We start from the raw sequence: 17,253 nt of genomic DNA, 5'->3' as shown, positions 1-17,253 counted from the left end.
GTGCGTGCTGCGATTGCCGTGCACTCCGTGATTGCTCGCTCCAACAGATGTGAATCGCAACGCGATATAAAGGTAGAGAAGCGACCAACAGTAATGAAAAAATCACTGATCATGACTGCGGCTGCCAGCGCAGTGTTTGTGTTTGGTCTCGGTGTGGCTTCGGGCCAGGTAACATTCCGGCACACGATTACCGGTGAAGTTCTCAATCTCGATGACTCGCTGCCCGAGGGGCGCGATACGGAGGCTGTTCGTCAATTCTTGCAGACTGGAATCAACCCCTACACGGAAGTGAAGGAATGTCTGCCAAAGGGTGAAGAAGCTTATCTGGTCGCTTGCTCGGGATGCCACGGTCACTATGCCGAAGGCAAAGTTGGTCCGGGCTTGAACGATAGCTATTGGACCTATCCCAAAAACAAAACCGACAAGGGATTGTTCGAAACAATCTTTGGTGGTGCGCAAGGCATGATGGGGCCGCATGGAAGCCACCTGCAGTTGGATGAAATGCTGCTGATGATGGCTTGGATTCGTCATCTCTATACTGGTGATGTGGCCGAGGCCGATTGGCTTACTGACGAGCAAAAGAAAAATTTCACGCCATTCAAGCCTGACAAATCCGCAGAAGAAAATAGTTCGGCGTCAGAGGAGCAAAAGACTGCGGCTCTGGATGCCTGCAAAGTTTCCGCGCAATGAGCTCATCCTTTCCGTCCGAAGTAGGTGGAATTTCCTTTGCGAGTTGGCGGATTGAAGCGGTGGCCGCATGGCCGCCGGGTGAACTGGCAAGACCTGAAGACCCATGGAGGAAACGAAAATGAAGACATTGATTTCGGTCATCGCCGCTGCTGCTCTGCTTTCCGTTGCTGGAGGCGCAATGGCCTATGATGGAACGAAATGCAAAGCCCCTGGCAACTGCTGGGAGCCTAAGCCTGGCTATCCTGAAAAGGTGGCCGGCTCCAAGTATGACCCCAAGCATGATCCCAAGGAGCTGAACAAGCAGTCGGCATCGATTGCTTCGATGGAAGAGCGGAACGCCAAGCGCGTGGAGAATTTTAAGAAGACCGGAAAATGGGTCTACGACGTTTCCAAGATCCAATAGTGAGCTTGGTTTGACGCCTCGGTGCAGTGCTACGCTTGCAAAACCGCTCTGCTTCCTCCCGAGGTGAAATGGGGCGCGGCCAAGTCGCGCCCCTCCTTTTGCGCCGGTGACCGGCTCTTCAGTGCTCTCCTAGGGTTCTCGTGGAGGATATGATGAGCTGTGACCGGAGTGGCCGCGTGTTACTCCAGGAGCAGGAATGTCAGTTGAACGCATAGGCCGGCCGGCAGCGCCATCTCCTTCGGAGTTTGCAACAGTGGACTTGGCGCACTGGCGCGAGCGTGCTCGGTCCTTTGAGCGCGAACTTGGCCAGGTGATTGCTGGGCAAAAGCGCGCATTGCATTTGATGACCATCGCGGTGTTTGCACGTGGTCACGTTCTGCTTGAAGGCGATGTCGGCGTCGGAAAGACGACGCTTCTACGCGCGGCGGCCCGAGGAATGGGGGGTGCGTACGAACGCATCGAAGGCACTATCGATCTTATGCCCGCGGACTTTGTCTATCACACCTACCTTGCTGAAGACGGGCGCCCGAGAGTTGAACCTGGTCCCGTGCTGCGTCACGGATCAGATCTTGCGGTCTTCTTTTTCAATGAGATCAATCGCGCCCGTCCGCAGGTGCACTCGCTTCTACTCCGCTTGATGGCAGAGCGCAGCGTCACCGCATTCAATCGCGAATACCCATTGCCGCATCTTCAGGTTTTTGCCGATCGCAACCGTATTGAACGCGAGGAAACATTCGAGTTGCCTGCAGCCGCACGGGACCGGTTTCTTATGGAGATTGGTATCGAAGCGCCGCAGGATTTAGAGACACGCAGGCAGCTCGCGTTTGATTCCAAATATCATGATGCGGACGCGTTGGTTGCAACGGTTCCAGAGGCAATTCTGGATCACGTACAACTTGGTGCTGTTGCGAAGGCCATCCAACATAGCGTGCATACGAGTGCAGCCCTGGAGCGCTATGTGCTCGATCTTTGGCAAGCCGTTCGTTATCCGCAGACAGCGGGAATTTCGATACCCGGTGTCGACATGGCGCGCTTTGTTCAAGGGGGCGCGAGCCCTCGCGGTGTCAGTTATCTGCTGCGCGCTGCACGTGTTGCGGCGTGGCTTGCTGGACGCTCGATGGTTGTTCCGGAGGATCTTCGCGATGTCTTTGTGGAGACCATGGCGCATCGGATCTTCCTCGATCCAGTCTACGAGTTGCGCCGGGATGCCCTTGTCAGAGAGCTCTGTGACGCCCTTTTTGAAACAGTTGCGGCCCCTTCGGATGGCGCATGATCAATGATCGCGGGAATTCAGTCGGAGCGATGCCTCCTGCCGTTGATATACCTTTCCGCTTGGCTTGGCGGAGTAGCGGCGTGCGTGCCGGCGCTCACCGATCACGCCAAGGTGGGACAGGCGGACTATTCAAAGACCACGTGTCGTTGTTGGATAATCCAGATCCGCGTCGCATCGATTTGCGTGCGAGTGCCCGCGATCCGCTGGAGGCGTTGCGAGTTCGCCGCTTTGAGCAGAACAGCGCGATTACCGCGTATGCGTTGGTAGATGTTACGGGCTCGATGGGTGTCGTCGGGCATACGAGCAAGATTTCTCTTGCTGCGGATCTCGTATCGGTTCTTGCAGCCTCTGCCCGTCGCATTGGTGATGCGTTCGGAATTATTGCTTGTGACAGCGACGTGCACGGCGAACTCTTTCAACGCGCCACGCGCGCGCGCGCGGGCGAGGTTGAGTTCGCGGCAGAACTGCGCGGGCTTACACCTAATCGCCGGGGCGTTGAGGGATTGATCCGGGCATCTGAATTGATTGCGGGCCGTCGCAAGCTGGTCATCCTGATTTCAGATTTCCAGATGTCCTCTCAAGAAATGGAGGATGTTTTCGCTGCGCTTAGCCCTCACGACGTGGTTCCAATTCTTTTGCGCGACTCCGCTGAAGTTGAAGGATTGCCGAATTGGGGACTTTTGGCGCTTCGGGATGCTGAGACGGGGCGACGGAGACTTGTTGCGGTGCGCCCGTCGCTTAAGACGCGTTGGTGTCGCGTGGATGCAGACCGTCGTGGGCGTTTGCGTGCAATCGCAAGCCGTCATGGCCGAGAGCCTTTTGAGATCACAGATGTGATCGATTGGGATCGCTTGGCCTCCTACTTCGCGGGAGGTGGCATATGATCCTTCGTGTTCTTGCAGGGGCCTTGTTTTTAGTTTTGGGGAACGGTGTGGCGCGCGCTGACACGCCTACCGTTCATGTTGTCGAGCCACGTTCCGTTGGTTATTTCATCGGGGATGTGCTCACGCGAGATGCCGACGTGGCAGTGGCCGACGACGCCAAGATTGATCCTGCGAGCATTCCGCGACCGGGGCCGCTCAATTACTGGCTAGAATTGAAGTCGGTTGACGTTGATGAGTATGTTCGAGGCGTGCGGAAGCATTATCGGATACGGCTCGCATACCAAACATTCTATGCACCGCTCGAGCCGCGTAAGCTGGAAATTCCCGCGATCAGGTTTCGGGTCCTTCGACCCGAGAGGGAGAGCACGCAGGCAGTTGTTCCGTCCTGGTCGTTCATTTCATCGCCTCTCCGTGAAATCATGCCGGAGAAAAACGGAGAGGGTGGTCCGGCAAAGTTGTTGCGTGCTGATGCTCCGGTCTCTTTAAGTTCCACGACTCTTGAACGCACCAGTATGGCGATTGCCGGGGTGACCGCAGTCGTTGCCCTGTTGTTGCTTGCCCATCATCTGGCCCTGTGGCCATTTCACCGTCGTCGTCGCAGGCCCTTCACTCAGGCGATGCGTACCGTGCGTCGAGAAGCAGCAAAGGCGGCGCAGTCGGCCAACTATAGGCTCGCACTTCTTGCTTTGCACCGCGCGTTTGATGAAGCCTCGCAACGACGCGTGCTGGCGGAGGACCTCGATAGTTTTTTGGTTGCGCGTCCGGAATTTGAGTCTTTGCGACCTGATATCGAGCGTTTTTTTCAGACGTCCCGGCGGGCGTTTTTCGCGGACGATATGTTGGGGAGTCGCGCTGAGCTACCACTCTCGGATCTAGCGACCTTTGCCACGTCTATGAGCGAGTGCGAGAGGGCGGTGGCATGAACCTGGCCTTTGCTCACCCTCTGTTTCTGTTGGCGCTGCCATTGGCATTGGTGCCTCTGGTTTGGCTCAGCCAGCGCACTCACGATTATGCGTCGCTTGATTTTATGGATCCAGATTGGCTTTCAACCGCGGTCGACTGGGGGCTTCGTGCGCTCCTAAGTTTGAGCCTTCTCGGTTTGGTTTTGGGATTGGCGGGGCTCCATGTTCGCGGGACGAGTATCGAACGCGTTGGGACTGGAGCGCATATTGTTCTCTTGATCGATCGGTCAAGTAGCATGGATCAGACGTTTGCTGGCCGTCAGCCGACTGGGGACGAAATGTCGAAGTCTACGGCGGCGCGGGTTCTGCTCGAAGATTTTATTCAGAAGCGTGCGCATGACCGGTTCGGGGTCGCGGCGTTTTCCACGGCGCCGTTTCTTGTGCTTCCGATTACGGATCACAAGGAAGCCGTCCTCGCCGCCATTCGTGCAATCGATCGTCCTGGGCTTGCGTTCACAGATGTCGGCCGGGGTTTGGCTTTGTCATTGGCAACACATGAGGCTGATCCGGCTGCAGCTGCGCGGGCCATCGTGCTTGTGTCCGATGGCGCTGCGGTTATCGACCGTAAAGTTCAGGAACTTTTGCGGCAGGGCTTCAGTAAGCGACGGATCAATCTTTATTGGCTCTATCTGCGCACGGAAGGCAGTCGAGGGATCTACGAAGAACCTCGGCAGGGAGAAGAGGATACTCCGCAAGCACTGCCCGAGCGGCACCTGCACAAATTCTTCCTGACGCTTGGCGCACCCTACCGAGCCTTTGAGGCGGATAACCCGCAATCCGTGGCTGATGCCATTGCGGAGATCGATAAGCTCGAGCGCGAACCTATCCGTTATGTCGAGCGTGTTCCTCAAACGGACCTCGCGCATTGGGCCTACGCGATCGCTGCGGTGTGCCTCGCGATTTTGCTTTTGGCCAAGCTTTGCGAAGTGGGTATCGCGCGAACTTGGAAGGGGGCGAATGTTTGAGATGCTTAAGACGCGTCGGTGGTTGCGCCCTGTGATCTTGGTGATTGGTCAATTCCGAGGAACTGCATGATGCGCGCAACAACGCTAAGTGACTCTGCGAGTGCTGGGCGTACAGAGCGTCTTTCCGATGAGCGGCCGCGATTTCTACCGTTCAGAGGCATCATCATCATAGCGGTGCTGGCTGCCAGTAGCATTGCATTCACGTATGCGGGGGGACGCTACCTCGAAAAGCGCGCTAGCAATGCAACGGTGAGAGCTTTGGTGGCGGGAGAGGATGTCGCTGTCGATCCCGTTTACGCGTCTTCGGAGGTTGTGATGGCGCGCCTCCATTTTCTCCTATTCCGGGATCGGCTGGATGAAGCGCAAAGTCTTCTTGATGAAGCCGTACCGTATATGAAGCCAGCCGCTCAAGCAGATGCACTCTACAATCTGGCGAATGCCCGCATTCGTCTCGCCTTTCATGCGATTGAAAAGCGGGACCTTGATCATGCGATCCCTCTCGTGCGGCTCGCCAAGGATGACTACCGGAAGGCTCTCGGCGTTCGGCCGGAGAATTGGGATTACAAATACAATCTGGATGTTGCTATGCGGCTCGTGCGTGATTTTCCGCAGCCGGATTTCAGTGAAGACGAGGACGCCGAAGGTGAATCCAAGCGCGTTTGGACGGACCTTCCCGGAATTCCAAGAGGCCTACCGTGATCAAGATGGCGCTTCGGGATATCCGGTTCTGGCTGACAGGTGCGGCTTGGCTACTAGCGCTTGCGGCGCTTTTTGTTCCGCGTGTTGAGCTTGTTAGACCGGTTCTCGATGTTGTGGCTGTGTTCGACATCACCGGCAGTATGAATACGCGCGATATGAACGTAGACGGGCGCGCCGGAAGCCGTCTTGAAGCGTCGCAGGCCGCCGTCCGGCGCTTGTTGACGAGTCTGCCTTGCGGCTCGCGTTTAGGGCTGGGGGTTTTTACGGAACGCTCGTCTTTCCTGCTGTTTGAACCTGCCGAGGTGTGTGCGAACTACGCGGCGCTCGATGGCTCCGTGCGACAACTGGATTGGCGGATGGCGTGGGCGGCTGACAGTCACGTGTCTCGTGGTCTTTACAAAGCAGTTGAGATTGCCAGCAGTGTGGATGCCAATCTTGCGTTCTTTACAGATGGGCAAGAGGCCCCGCCGCTGCCCGCCTCTGGAGGCCCGGTATTCGATGGTGAGCCTGGCACCGTTAGCGGATTGATCGTAGGCGTTGGCGGGCGCGAGAAATCGCCAATCCCGAAGTTTGATTTTGATGGTCGGGAGATTGGCACATGGGGCCGCGAAGACGTTCCTCATGAAAACCGTGTTGGTCTTCCACCTAAGGACGCTTCTTCCCGGCCGGGATATCATCCTCGCAATGCTCCGTGGGGTGGTGCGACTACGGCTGGTGATGAACATCTCTCGTCGGTGCGGGAAGCCTACCTTGAAACGCTCGCGGAACAGACCGGGCTTGGATATGCCAATCTCGCCGAGACCCGTGACTTGGTCTCGTCACTTCAGGCTGTCAGCCGCTCACGGCCTGTCAAAGCCGCTGCGGATATTCGTCCCTACCTTGCGAGTGCCGCTTTAATTCTGCTTCTGCTGATCAGCGCGTTGCTCCCTGCTCTCGATCGCGTGCGCCGATGGCGTCAGCGCGATGTGATGCCCCGTGTTCCAATTTAAATCGGAGAGAAGATCAATGATGCGATGGTCCTTGCTGTTGCTGGGTGCCCTGACGTGTTTAGGGCCGTTGGCCGCATCGGCTCACGGTCCCACCCCGCAGAAGGTCGAAGAAAAGATTGTTTTGAAGAGTTCGCCCGCGGACGTCTGGGCTGTCGTCAGCGATTTCGGAGGATTAGCTAATTGGCATCCTGGCGTCGAAACAGCAGAGGCCACTGGGGGCAATAAACCGGGTGCCGAGCGTACTCTGACCCTTAAGTCCGGTGGCGTCATTGTCGATGGACTGGATGAGTACAATGCCGAAGAGATGTCCTACGGATATCGTCTTTCCAAGGAAAATATCGAAGCGTTGCCGGTAAGCTTTTACTCGGCGACCTTGTCGGTAAAGCCAGGCGATGGCGGCGGTAGCGAAGTCGTTTGGCTCGGACGATTTTATCGGGCGGACACGAGTAATTTCCCTCCCGAGAACCTGAATGATCAAGCTGCCGTGAAAGCCATGGAGACGTTTTTCCGCGAGGGGCTCGAGGGTTTGAAAGCTAAAGTCGCCGCAGGCAAATGATCATGCGCTGCAGCGTTGTGACGTGGTGGCGAACGGGCCTTCTTTTTGTGGTTAGCCTACTGGTGTCTTTTCCTTCGGTCGCTTCGTCTTCTGAACGGCTCTTTGTGGTCAACCAGGCCGGTTCCTCAATCAGCGTTATCGATGTTGAGGCGATGGCGGTTACAGACACGATATCCGTGGCAACGGCGCCCGCAGCTATTGCGGCGTCAGCCAAGATGCGCCGGATCTTCATCACGCATCCGGAACGGAGTGAGGTGACGGTTCTTGATGCCGATCGCCTCACTGTTGAGAAGACGTTTGAGGTGAAGGGGACGCCTTTCGGCATCGCTGTGGATGCCGATGATCGTCTACTTATCAGCGATTGGAATTTGCACTGTGTTCACGTGATTGATGCGGTATCCGGAACTGAGATTGTGCGCATTCCGGTGGGGCAGTCGCCAGCGGGAATCGTTGCGGGTGCTCAGTTCGCGTACGTTGCTAATCGTGAGAGCGATAGTGTGAGCGTCATCGATCTGTCGACGCTTCAAGTCTCTGCTACAGTTGATGTGGGCCGCGCGCCCTTTGCCATTGCGCTTAGTTCAGATGAAACTCAGGCCTACGTTGCGAACGTGCAGGCCTCCACCCTTAGCGTGATCGACACGGACGTTCCGGCCAAGTTGCGCGATCTGGAGACCGGCAAACTTCCTTACGGTATTGGTTTGCCTCCAAATGGCGCGCGCATTGTGGTTGCCAATCAGCAGTCAGGCACGGCTTCGATTTTTGCGCGCGATGGATTTGAACTGCAACACGTCGTGCGCATCGGAGATTATCCGGAGGGTGTTGTCGTCGCGGACGATGGACGCAAAGCGTTCATCGCGAATTGGTTTTCGGATGATGTCTCCGTCATCGATCTCGATGCTGCGCGCGAGATTGCACGGATTAAAACAGGCAAAGGCCCGCGAGGATTGGCTTTAATTCGCTTCAATCCCTAGCGGTGATGTGCTGCTCCAAAACGCGCCTAGCCTATTTTGTGAGGTGCTCTAATGAGAAGATGTGCTGCGTATCTTTTAAGGGGGCATGACATCCCCGACAGCTGTTGAGATCCTTGTTCAGCCGCTTGCCATCGGGGGAGAATATGGCGAAGTCCCAGTCGCCGTTTTTCAACTCTTCAGAGAAGGCTGAACCCCATCCCGTCCTTTTTTCCATGACTGCTACAGCTAACAATTTGTCCTTGATACGGCGTCCTAGTGAGCTCGTGATTATGTTGCCCTGCGCGTCCTTCTTAGCGGCGTAGATTTCACCAACCAGAATTGAGCCTGAGGGAAGCACCCCATCTTCCTTTGCTGCACTGAGCGCTCGGTCGTTCGCGAATAGTCGTATGATCTGATCCGGGTTCTGTACGCGGTCGAGACTCAGGTAGTTTTTGAAATCGCTGGCATAGTCTTTGGGGAACGCAATGCGCTGTTCGTTCGCGCTGGCTGCGGTTGTCGTGATTATTGCCGCGATCGCCATGCCAAGTAATTTCTTCGACATGCTTTCCTCCCTTATCGCGCCCGCGACCGGTCTTGCCGGCATTCGGGCGGACCCTCCGCAGGGCCTGTGTAGCCAAGTTGCTTGGCCGGCAAACATGCATTGATGATGCATGTTATTTCGGGGGCAAGGTTAAAGCAATATCAAATATACATCTTTTAACTGGTCATGCATGCAGGTGTGCGTTCGCTCCGCCCGTGCAACACACTGGTGCAACGTCGATCCTGTTACGAAATGTGAGTTTTCTAGACCGCCGCTGTCGCCTGTTCTTTTTGAGGCTCAGCGCGTGGCGGTGCGAGAAGTGACGCCAAGGCTAACGAGGCCAAGCGCGCTTCCGGTGGATCTGCGCGGCTCGTTAGAACGATCGGAACCAGACCGCCTAGGACCACTCCTGCCGCACAAGCCGAACGGAAATAGACCAGCGCTTTAAAGAGTACGTTGCCGGAGACGAGATCGGGAACGACGATTGCGTCGGCAGCACCTGCGACTTCGTCGTTTTGGAGGTTCTTCGCTTGGGCCGCAGTCTTGGACAAAATGAGGTCGAGCGCGAGCGGACCACTGAAAGCCGCGTCCGAAATGTTTTCGCGCGCCCAGTCTCTAAGCTCACGGGCTTCTTGTGCTGAAGGCACCGATGGAATTGGTTCTTCGGTTGCTGAAAGCAGAGCGACCTTTGGTTTCGCGATGCCGACGGCATGTGCAACATCGACGACGGCTCGAAGAGCCAATTTGCGTGTCTCAAGATCTGGCGCGACGTTGACAGCGCCATCCGACAGAATGATCGGGTGGTCGCTGTGTGGTGGCGTCATGTGGAAGACGTGTACGAGGCGGCTGTCGCGGCGAATACCCGTCTGCTTATTCAGCACCGCTTTCATCATAACGTCGGTGTGAATCTGGCCCTTCATCACGATATCTGCGCGCCCGTCGCGAACGAGCTGCATGCCGGCAAGCGCAGCGTCCTGCTCGCTGTCGGCCTCAATGATTTCGTATGGGGTGATGTCCCAGGAAAGTTTGGCGGCTTCTGCTTCGATGCGCGCGCGATTGCCGATGAGGATCGGCTCGCATATCCCGGCGCGCACGGCGCCTTCTACGGACATCATCGGCAATGCGGCATCGGCACAAATCACGGCTGTGCGGGCCTTGCCCATCTGTTGAGCCCGCGCGAGGAGTTCGCGCGGGCATCTTGGTGTGATGTCAAGAAAATGGTGCTGGCCGCGATCGGGGGCCTTCGATTCCGAAGTTGTCATTTGCTTCCCTCTCGTGCGTCGCGGCGCAGCCTTTTCTAGTGACGTGTTTTATAGAGACGCGAGAACTTGTTCAGACTGCATGTCGCCCGGCTCGATGCCAGCGACCTTCACAGGCTTCTTCATCGCATCGCGACGGAATGGTTCGCCAAGTTCCTGGTTGAGCAGAATTTCGATGAACGTGGTCACCTTATTTTCCATCTGCTCGCGCACGGCTTCCTTAAGCGCCGCTGAGAGTTCTTCCATCGTCTTCACCGTAACACCCTTGAGCCCGCAAGCATCGGCGATGCGTGCATAGCTGCACTCACGGCTGAGCTCGGTTCCGACGAAGTTGTTGTCGAACCAGAGCGTGGTGTTGCGCTTCTCAGCACCCCATTGGTAGTTGCGGAAGATTACCATGGTGATGGCCGGCCAATCTTCGCGACTGCAGGCTGTCATCTCGTTCATCGAGATGCCGAATGCACCATCGCCAGCAAAGCCGATCACAGGAACATCCGGGCAGCCGATCTTCGCGCCGAGGATCGCCGGGAAGCCGTAACCGCAAGGACCGAACAGGCCCGGTGCGAGATACTTTCTCGGCTCTTCAAACGTCGGGTACGCGTTGCCGATTGCGCAGTTGTTGCCGATGTCCGACGACACGATCGCATCCGCAGGAAGCGCGGACTGAATGGCACGCCAAGCCATGCGTGGTGACATGTGCTCGGGTTCGCGCTTGCGAGCTTCTTCGTTCCAGTGCGTGCCGGGATCATCGTCTTCATGGTCCATGCTCGACAACGTCTGCAGCCATGCCGACTTGGTCTGGTGGATGAGCGCCTTGCGCTCTTCGCGGCCAGCGTTACCGGCGGACGCATCCATCTTCTCGAGGATCTGCTCGGCAACTTTCTTGGCGTCGCCGCAGATGCCCACCGTGACCTTCTTGGTCAGGCCAATGCGATCGGCATTGATATCGACCTGAATGATCTTGGCCGACTTTGGCCAGTAGTCGATGCCGTAGCCCGGCAGCGTGGAGAAAGGATTGAGGCGCGTGCCGAGGGCCAGAACGACGTCCGCTTTTGCGATCAGCTCCATCGCGGCCTTCGAGCCGTTGTAGCCGAGCGGACCGCAAGCCAGTGGATGCGAACCGGGGAAGCTGTCGTTGTGCTGGTAGTTGCTGCAGACTGGAGCGTCGAGGCGTTCCGCAAGCGTCTTGCATGCGTCGATCGCGCCGGCCAGGACAACACCTGCGCCGGAGAGAATGACGGGGAACTTCGCTTCGGAGAGAAGCTTTGCTGCTTCGGCGATTGAATTGTCTGCACCGCCCGTGCGTTCAATCTTCACGATCTGCGGCAGTTCGATGTCGACGACCTGGGTCCAGAAATCACGCGGCACGTTGATCTGTGCCGGTGCCGAACCACGCCAAGCCTTGCTGATGACGCGGTTCAGAACTTCAGCAACGCGAGAGGCATCGCGGACTTCTTCCTGATAGCAAACCATGTCACGGAACAGAGCCATCTGTTCGACTTCCTGGAAGCCACCTTGGCCGATGGTTTTGTTGGCCGCCTGCGGCGTGACCAGCAGCATCGGTGTGTGGTTCCAGTATGCCGTCTTAATCGCCGTGACAAATCCCGTTACGCCCGGACCGTTCTGGGCGATGGCCATGGCCATCTTGCCCGTTGCGCGGGTGTAACCGTCAGCCATGATGCCGGCGTTGCTTTCGTGTGCGCAGTCCCAAAACGTAATGCCGGCCCGAGGGAATAGATCGGAAACCGGCATCATCGCGGAACCGATGATGCCAAACGCGTGCTGGATGCCGTGCATCTGCAGCACTTTCACGAAGGCTTCTTCGGTGGTCATTTTCACGGTGATGGTCCTTGTCCTACAGTTGACGAGTTGCACCGGATTGCCCGGTTGATGTGACAAACGTTTGTATGTGTTAGGCCGCTGCGAAGTGACGCGACAAGAGCGCGGGGAGCGCGCTTGGCGTGTCTGCGACCGCCACGCCGGCCTTTTCCAAAGCGGCGCGTTTGGATGGATAATCACCCTTGCCCCCGGCAACGATGGCACCGGCGTGGCCCATCTTCTTGCCTGGTGGTGATTGGCGACCCGCGATGAATGCAACGACGGGCTTCTTCATTGTGCTCGCATATTCGGCAGCTTCTTCTTCAGCGGAGCCACCAATTTCGCCGCATAAGACGATTGCATCGGTTTTCTCGTCCGCATCGAGAATACGCAGAGCCTGAGCAGAGTTCGTTCCGATCATCGGGTCGCCCCCGACGCCGTAGAAAACGGACTGCCCCATGCCGGCCTGCGTTAGGTTCAAGCTGACGAGCGTTCCGAGGCTACCGGAGCGCGAAATAACACCAACGCGTCCCGGTTGGAAGACACGTTCGTTGAATGCGGGCATTATACCTACGAAGCATTCGCCTGGCGTGACGAGGCCCGCAGTATTCGGTCCAACTATCTGAGTTCCATTGGCTTTTGCGGCGACGTGCATTTCCATGACGTCGTGCGCAGGGATGTGCTCAGTGAGGCAGACAAGCAGTTTTGTTCCAGCTTCGCACGCGTCGATCGCTGCCGATTTGGCAAGCATTGGCGGAATGAACATTACGGAGATGTCGAAGGGGCGTTCCTTTGCCGCGTCGCGGGCTGTCGCATAGACGGGAACACCGAGGTGCTCGGTGCCGGCCTTCTTCGGGTTAACGCCACCGACCACGTTAGAGCCGTAGTCCTGCATCGCCTTGGTCCAGAAGGTCCCCTGCTTACCGGTAATACCCTGCACCAGGATTGTATGAGATTTACGTGGGATCATTTCAGCACCTCGTCAGTTCGCAGCCGCTGCGACAGCAGCTTTGACGGCATCGTCCATAAGATCGAAAGGTTCGATGCCAAGCCGGTCCTTGACCAGTGCTACGGCTTCATCTTCTCCGGTACCGTGAATTGTGAAGAAGATCGGAACGTCAGGCTTAAGTTCCAACCACGCGGAAACAACGCCTTCTGCCATGACGTCAGTGCGGGCGAATGCGCCGCAGAAATTGACGAGCAGGCTTTTCATATTCTTGTTTTCGAGAAGGATCGAAAGCGCCGTTTTTGCCTTCGTATAAGCTTCGCCGCCGATCTCAAGGAAGTTTGCGGGCGAGCCACCATAGTGCGCGATGGCATCCATCGTCGTCATCGTCAGGCCAGCGCCGTTTGCGAGCACACCGACCGAGCCACCGAGCTCGATGTATTTCAGGCCCTCAGCTGCGGCTGCAGCCTCAAGCGTGGTGTATTTCTCAGGGGCGGCCAGACCGATGATTTCTTGTTGGCGCGGCGCAGCACTGTCATCCACCGTGAGCTTACAATCGAGCGCAATGACGCGATTATCTTTCGTGATCACCAGTGGATTGATTTCGAGAAGCTCTGCGTCAAGTGCGCGATAGGCCTCATAGAGCTTTAACAGTGTTGAGACCAGGTCGTCCTCGACGGCATTCAGGTCCAGCCCCGAAACGGCCTGCCGCGCAGCGGCTTCGCTCAATCCCTCGGCGATCGGAATGACCACGTGCCGCATCGCGTTGGGATCAGCCTCTGCGGCTTCTTCCACGTCCATGCCGCCCATTGGAGAGAAGAGCAGCATGGGGCCTTTGGAGGCGGAGTCGTTCACGATCGCAGCATAGAGTTCTCGCGCGATTGGCGTCTGAGCTTCGATCATGACCTTTTCGACGGGCCACCCGCCGATGGTCATGCCGATAATGTTCGAGGCATGAGTTCTGGCCTCGTCGGCGTTTGCTGCAAGCTTAATGCCGCCAGCCTTACCGCGCTTGCCTGTCGGAACCTGGGCCTTGACGACGCACGGACCAATTTCGGAAGCCGCTGCAGCAGCTTCGTCTGGAGTTTTTGCAAGACGGCTGGCAGGCACGGCGATGCCGTGGTTAGCCAGCAGCGGTTTTGCTGCGTGTTCTTCGAAGTTCATTGTTTGCGGCCTTCTTTCTTATTTATTTGCCGTAGCGCTGCCAGTAGGGGCCGAACAGCTCCTCCTCTGACGGCTTGTCCTCTGGAATGGTCGTCACCAGGTGGGTGATGTTGATGAAATGGCGGTAGTTGAGGTTCTCGGTGATGGTGTTGCCGGCCCAGGTGCCGCCACCCATCGACAGCGTGAACGGCAGGGCGTTGTTGAAGCCGCCACCATTTCCAAATGTGTGTGCCTGATTGACGAGAATGCGCACGACATCGGTATCCGCCGCCAGTTCGCGTGCGTGGTCGAGATTTTTCGTATGGATACCGGCAGAGTGGCCCTTGCCGGTCACTTCCAATACGTCGTGCACGATGCGCTTCGCATCGGCAAAGTCCTTGGCGCGATAGACCGTGAGGACCAGCGAAAGCTTCTCATCTGCAAAGGTATGCTTGCCGTCGATATGGTCTTCTTCGACCATGAAGAACTTTGACTGTTCAGCCTCTGGAGCCAGGCCTAGGGCCTTCGCGGTGACGTCAGGGTCCCTCGCGATGACGTGGCGGTTGAGCTTGCCATCAATCCATAGCTTTTCAGAAACCTTGTCGCGTTCTTCTCTCGTGCAGCGCCAGCCCCCGGCCCGGGTCAACGCGGCGATCGCATCCTCGTAGATGTCATCAAGGATGATGACCGAGTTTTCCGATGAGCATGATGTGGAGTTGTCGAAGATCTTGGATGCGCAGATTTTCTCAGCGGCATCGTCGAGGTCTGCGGTGGAGTCGATGATGACCGGAACGTTGCCGGCGCCGACGCCGATCGCAACCGTGCCCGACTGCATGGCCCGCTTGACGTTATTCTGAGAGCCCGTGACGACGGCCAAGTCTACCTGGTTCATGAGTTCCTGCGTCGTCTCCTTCGAGACGGGGGCAGGGAGGAGTTGAACCAGATCTTCTGGATGGCCGGACTTCTTCAGCTCGGCGCGCATGAATTCGACGGTCTTGGCTGTCGTGATCTGTCCCGAAGGTGAGGGGGCAATGATCACGGCGTTGCCGCCCTTGATCGCCATCATGGCTTTGTTGACGGGCGTGGCAGCTGGATTGGTCGAGGGGCAAACAGCGGCAACGACGCCGACTGGCTTGCCATACTTCACCATGCCGCGTTCTGGATTTTCTTCGATCACGCCGACCGTTTTGGCCCGAAGCAGGTCGCGCAATGTCCCGAATGTTTTGCGCGTGTTCTTGATGATCTTGGAGGGTACGTTGCCCAAGCCCGTATCTTCCACGGCCATCTCAGCCAGAAACTTCGCGTTTTCGGGCTTATAGATCGACCACGCTAGGGCGCGGACAGCGTCGTCTACGCGTTCCGGATCGTGGTTCTCGTAAGCCTCCATCGCGGCGCGCGCTCGGCGCACAAGCTCCGCAACAATCTCCTTTGGAGAAAGGTTGGTCTGAGCGGTTTTCTCTCCCGATACTTCAAGTGTCGATGCTTCAGATGTCATCGTTGTCTCCAGCGCGAAGTGAATTCGGCGAAGTTGCCGCGTTCAAAAAATGGGACATTGCGTCTTGTTTTTGTGTCATGACGAATGTCGCGAGTCAAGGTGCGTCGAAGGCGAAATTCGCCTTCGACGGCCGTGTTTGCCGGCATGTTGCCGGTTAATTCGATTGCGTAGTTTGAGCGTTTATCTCGCTCGTACGTTTGAAACGGGATGAGATGGCCGGATACAACGACCAGAGCACGAACGCGGCGGCCAACGCGAGGATAGTTCCGCTGATCGGGCGCTCGACGAAGATCCAGAAATTATCTTCGTAGTTTGCAAGCGACGTCAGGAAGTAGCGCTCTGCCAACGGGCCGAGAATTACGCCCAGAACGAGCGGAGCCGTCGGGAAGTTTGCGCGCTTCATGATGAAGCCTAGGACGCCGAAAATCAGGCATACGTAGACGTCGAAAATATTGTTGCGGACGCCGTAGGCCCCGACGACGGACAATACGATGATAAAGGCCCCGAGGATGGCGGGGGGAACCTTCATCAACGTAGAGAAGCCGCGGGCGACGACGACGGCAGCTATGATCATCAGGAAGTTGGCGATGATCATGCTAACGAAGATCGTATAGACCAATGATGGATCCATGCGGAACAGCAACGGCCCCGGATTAATGCCGTGGATGAGCATCGCAGCCAACATAATCGCGGTTGCTGCGCTGCCTGGGATGCCGAGCGTCAGCAGTGGGATCATGGCTGCGCCGGTCGTGGCGTTTTTAGCGGCCTCTGGAGCAGCAAGCGCCTGTTCGACGCCCGTACCGAACTCGGCGCCGCGACCCGAGGCCTGACGTTCCACGCCGTAGGCCAGAACCGCGCCGACGGTGGCGCCTGCGCCTGGGATCATGCCGACCATGCAACCCAGACCTGAGCCACGCAGCATTGATCCCTTGTACTGCCAGAGTTCACGCCAGGTGATCTGTTTGCCTGGTTTGGGTGCGAACGAGCTCTTCAGGTTTACGTTTTTTGCCAACAGGTCGACGACCTCGCCAATGGCGAAAAGACCGATCATCACGACCGTGAAGTTGATCCCGCTTTCAATTTGCGGGATTCCAAAGGTGAAGCGGCTAAGGCCATGATGAGGATCAATGCCGACGCAACCGATCACCAGCCCGATGAACATAGAAAGGGCGCTGAGGACCGGCATGTCCTTTGCGATTGCCACGACGCTGGCGAGACCGAGGATGGTTGCCGCAAAAAATTCCGGTTGGTCGAACCGTAATGCAAAGGCAGCGAAGGGCGGGGATCCGACGGCGAGCAAGATTGCCGACAGGAGGCCACCAGTAGCAGAGGCCGTAATCGCGATGCGTAACGCACGCGTCGAAAGGCCTTTGACCGTCATAGGATAGCCGTCCCAGCACGCGGGGAGTGATGCGGGTGTACCGGGAATGTTGATGAGGATCGAAGAGATCGATCCGCCGAATACGCCGCCTGCGTAGATGCCCCCGAGGAAGCACATCGCCGTGACCGGTTCCATTACATAGGTAAAAGGCAGAGCCATCGCCATGGCGTTGACGAAAGAGATGCCTGGTAACGCGCCTGCGATGGTGCCCATCATCAAGCCCGTTATGAGGATCAGGAAGTTATGGGGCTGGAGGGCTCCATGCAGACCGGTCAAGAAAAGAGAAAGGAGATCCATTG

The 17,253-nt window shown here is 57.2% G+C and carries 17 protein-coding genes; 10 read left to right on the top strand and 7 right to left on the bottom strand.

The annotated features are described in order from the left end of the window. Positions 1 to 93 precede the first annotated feature (93 nt). The 10 genes from moxG to YBN1229_RS15520 all read left to right on the top strand — a co-directional run bounded on the left by moxG (position 94) and on the right by YBN1229_RS15520 (position 8,392). Entirely contained in the window at positions 94 to 690 is a 597-nt protein-coding gene (moxG, locus tag YBN1229_RS15565) for a cytochrome c(L), periplasmic (protein ID WP_046478395.1), read from the top strand. Positions 691 to 808: 118 nt separating this feature from the next. Next, positions 809 to 1,093, top strand: coding sequence for a methanol dehydrogenase [cytochrome c] subunit (locus tag YBN1229_RS15560; protein WP_046480360.1), 285 nt, complete (start codon positions 809 to 811; stop codon positions 1,091 to 1,093). A 196-nt stretch (positions 1,094 to 1,289) separates the two neighbouring features. After that, positions 1,290 to 2,366, top strand: a complete 1,077-nt coding sequence (locus YBN1229_RS15555; protein ID WP_082101168.1) for an AAA family ATPase — start codon at positions 1,290 to 1,292, stop codon at positions 2,364 to 2,366. Continuing rightward, positions 2,363 to 3,250 carry a DUF58 domain-containing protein gene (locus YBN1229_RS15550; protein WP_244466775.1) on the top strand — a complete coding sequence of 296 codons (888 nt, stop codon included), beginning with the start codon at positions 2,363 to 2,365 and terminating at the stop codon, positions 3,248 to 3,250. Before YBN1229_RS15555 ends, YBN1229_RS15550 begins: the two co-directional genes overlap by 4 nt. Next, positions 3,247 to 4,173 carry a hypothetical protein gene (locus YBN1229_RS15545; RefSeq protein ID WP_052743994.1) on the top strand — a complete coding sequence of 309 codons (927 nt, stop codon included), beginning with the start codon at positions 3,247 to 3,249 and terminating at the stop codon, positions 4,171 to 4,173. Before YBN1229_RS15550 ends, YBN1229_RS15545 begins: the two co-directional genes overlap by 4 nt. Continuing rightward, complete coding sequence (locus tag YBN1229_RS15540) at positions 4,170 to 5,177, top strand: vWA domain-containing protein (protein WP_046478396.1); 1,008 nt, start codon at positions 4,170 to 4,172, stop codon at positions 5,175 to 5,177. Before YBN1229_RS15545 ends, YBN1229_RS15540 begins: the two co-directional genes overlap by 4 nt. Positions 5,178 to 5,243: 66 nt before the next feature. Continuing rightward, complete coding sequence (locus YBN1229_RS15535; protein WP_152024993.1) at positions 5,244 to 5,876, top strand: hypothetical protein; 633 nt, start codon at positions 5,244 to 5,246, stop codon at positions 5,874 to 5,876. Between the two features lie 5 nt (positions 5,877 to 5,881). Beyond that, complete coding sequence (locus tag YBN1229_RS15530) at positions 5,882 to 6,865, top strand: vWA domain-containing protein (protein WP_052744138.1); 984 nt, start codon at positions 5,882 to 5,884, stop codon at positions 6,863 to 6,865. A 16-nt stretch (positions 6,866 to 6,881) separates the two neighbouring features. Further along, positions 6,882 to 7,421, top strand: coding sequence for an SRPBCC family protein (locus YBN1229_RS15525; protein ID WP_348270689.1), 540 nt, complete (start codon positions 6,882 to 6,884; stop codon positions 7,419 to 7,421). A 2-nt stretch (positions 7,422 to 7,423) separates the two neighbouring features. Further along, the gene (locus YBN1229_RS15520; protein WP_076605405.1) at positions 7,424 to 8,392 is read left to right on the top strand and encodes a YncE family protein; all 969 of its coding nucleotides are present in this window, start codon (positions 7,424 to 7,426) and stop codon (positions 8,390 to 8,392) included. A gap of 31 nt (positions 8,393 to 8,423) precedes the next feature. Here YBN1229_RS15520 and YBN1229_RS15515 read toward each other — a convergent pair whose 3' ends face one another. The 7 genes from YBN1229_RS15515 to YBN1229_RS15485 form a co-directional block, all read right to left on the bottom strand. Continuing rightward, positions 8,424 to 8,975 (bottom strand): cytochrome P460 family protein, encoded by a 552-nt coding sequence (locus tag YBN1229_RS15515; protein ID WP_052743992.1) that lies wholly within the window; start codon positions 8,973 to 8,975, stop codon positions 8,424 to 8,426. A 200-nt stretch (positions 8,976 to 9,175) separates the two neighbouring features. Beyond that, complete coding sequence (locus YBN1229_RS15510; RefSeq protein ID WP_082101166.1) at positions 9,176 to 10,174, bottom strand: phosphate acyltransferase; 999 nt, start codon at positions 10,172 to 10,174, stop codon at positions 9,176 to 9,178. 48 nt (positions 10,175 to 10,222) lie between these two features. Further along, complete coding sequence (xsc, locus tag YBN1229_RS15505; RefSeq protein WP_046478398.1) at positions 10,223 to 12,010, bottom strand: sulfoacetaldehyde acetyltransferase; 1,788 nt, start codon at positions 12,008 to 12,010, stop codon at positions 10,223 to 10,225. A gap of 73 nt (positions 12,011 to 12,083) precedes the next feature. Then, positions 12,084 to 12,959, bottom strand: a complete 876-nt coding sequence (sucD, locus tag YBN1229_RS15500) for a succinate--CoA ligase subunit alpha (RefSeq protein WP_046478399.1) — start codon at positions 12,957 to 12,959, stop codon at positions 12,084 to 12,086. 12 nt (positions 12,960 to 12,971) lie between these two features. Next, positions 12,972 to 14,099 (bottom strand): succinate--CoA ligase subunit beta, encoded by a 1,128-nt coding sequence (locus YBN1229_RS15495; RefSeq protein WP_046478400.1) that lies wholly within the window; start codon positions 14,097 to 14,099, stop codon positions 12,972 to 12,974. A 22-nt stretch (positions 14,100 to 14,121) separates the two neighbouring features. Then, positions 14,122 to 15,573: an acylating sulfoacetaldehyde dehydrogenase gene (gene sauS, locus YBN1229_RS15490; protein ID WP_076605320.1), complete on the bottom strand. Its 1,452-nt coding sequence runs from the start codon at positions 15,571 to 15,573 to the stop codon at positions 14,122 to 14,124. Between the two features lie 154 nt (positions 15,574 to 15,727). After that, positions 15,728 to 17,251, bottom strand: coding sequence for a tripartite tricarboxylate transporter permease (locus tag YBN1229_RS15485; protein ID WP_046478401.1), 1,524 nt, complete (start codon positions 17,249 to 17,251; stop codon positions 15,728 to 15,730). Positions 17,252 to 17,253: the final 2 nt, after the last annotated feature.

It is taken from the genome of Candidatus Filomicrobium marinum, from assembly GCF_000981545.1.
GTDB lineage: Bacteria > Pseudomonadota > Alphaproteobacteria > Rhizobiales > Hyphomicrobiaceae > Filomicrobium > Filomicrobium insigne.
The sequence above is the reverse complement of the archived record's forward strand: the minus strand, read 5'-3'. Positions and strand labels throughout refer to the sequence as shown.